Annotated in this window: 2 protein-coding genes and 1 pseudogene; all 3 read right to left on the bottom strand. The window is 37.6% G+C overall.

What is annotated here, in order from left to right; genetic code table 11:
• Positions 1–193: 193 nt before the first annotated feature.
• Positions 194–415, bottom strand: a complete 222-nt coding sequence (locus tag ASN18_RS16740; RefSeq protein ID WP_085053925.1) for a hypothetical protein — start codon at positions 413–415, stop codon at positions 194–196.
• A gap of 9 nt (positions 416–424) precedes the next feature.
• The gene (locus ASN18_RS16735; protein WP_085053924.1) at positions 425–613 is read right to left on the bottom strand and encodes a hypothetical protein; all 189 of its coding nucleotides are present in this window, start codon (positions 611–613) and stop codon (positions 425–427) included.
• Positions 606–1,039, bottom strand: a pseudogene (locus ASN18_RS17710) (hypothetical protein); the annotation flags it as partial. The gene ASN18_RS16735 and the pseudogene ASN18_RS17710, both read right to left, overlap by 8 nt.

Genomic DNA, 1,039 nt, shown 5'->3' with positions numbered 1-1,039 from the left:
TTGTATGCGATTACTCCTATCCTGAAAAATACCGCATTGGCATATGTCTGGCCACACGGCATACGCTCCATTCCAAAGCCGCTTTTTAACGGATGTTCCAATGAAGAGTGGTCAAGTGAGAGCATCTAAGTAATAGAAATACTTAGATATTACGGCGTGACTGTAGTTTTCGCCTTGTGTCTACGCTAATGTTTCAATTTGGCAGCACCTCTGGTAGGGTTACATTAGCCAATTCTAAAAGTATTTCACCCAAAGCCCTTGGCTTAGGTATCTGATTATATGATGTTTCCCCTATTTTTATCTCAATACTATTTATTGATGAAAGTTCAGCAATTCCTTCTCCAACAGTTACATTCAACCATGACCATAACTTTTGCAGTTCTTGTACAATCATGTAGGCAAGCATAACTACCAATACGTGTCCTCAGGTTCTTTTCTCTTTTCTTACAAATATTGGCCTCGTCTCTAAATAACCTGTTTTCATTGTACGAAAACCTTGTTCTACTGAGGCTAAATCTTTATATCTCTCATGGACTGTTTCTGCGGATACCTCTTCTTTTTTCAACTCCGTCTTTATTACATAACAGCCATCCAGCAGCGTTTGTTCAGTCATCTTTTATACTCAAAAATAGTTTTCTGCCTTCCTGTTCTACTGTTATTAATCCTTTCATCTTTAGTTTCATAATCAAGTCTTCAATTTTCTTTATAGCTACTATATCTTTTGCTCTTGGATGATTATCAAGCTTATCGTTCTGTTTCACCGTCATTTCTTGTACACGGTGTATTTTCTCTATTGTCATCCGCTCAAGCTCTTCTACTCTCATAGGCTTCTTCTTGAAAATGTACCGAACTGCACCATCTTCTATCTCACAAATCTTTTCATTAAATAACTCTAACTGTATGACGTTACCCTTCAAAATTATAGTGGACCCGTTTGTCAAGACAAAATTTGTCCTTTTTATGTTACAGCAAGTCCTTATATTTTTCATAGTCCAGCCCCCAAAGGGAGCTGGTGTTACGTCCCAAGTTCTTAGTCCTT

Source organism: Candidatus Magnetominusculus xianensis (assembly GCA_001541255.1).
Taxonomy (GTDB): Bacteria; Nitrospirota; Thermodesulfovibrionia; order Thermodesulfovibrionales; family Magnetobacteriaceae; genus Magnetominusculus; species Magnetominusculus xianensis.
This window is presented reverse-complemented; position numbering and strand designations above follow the sequence as displayed.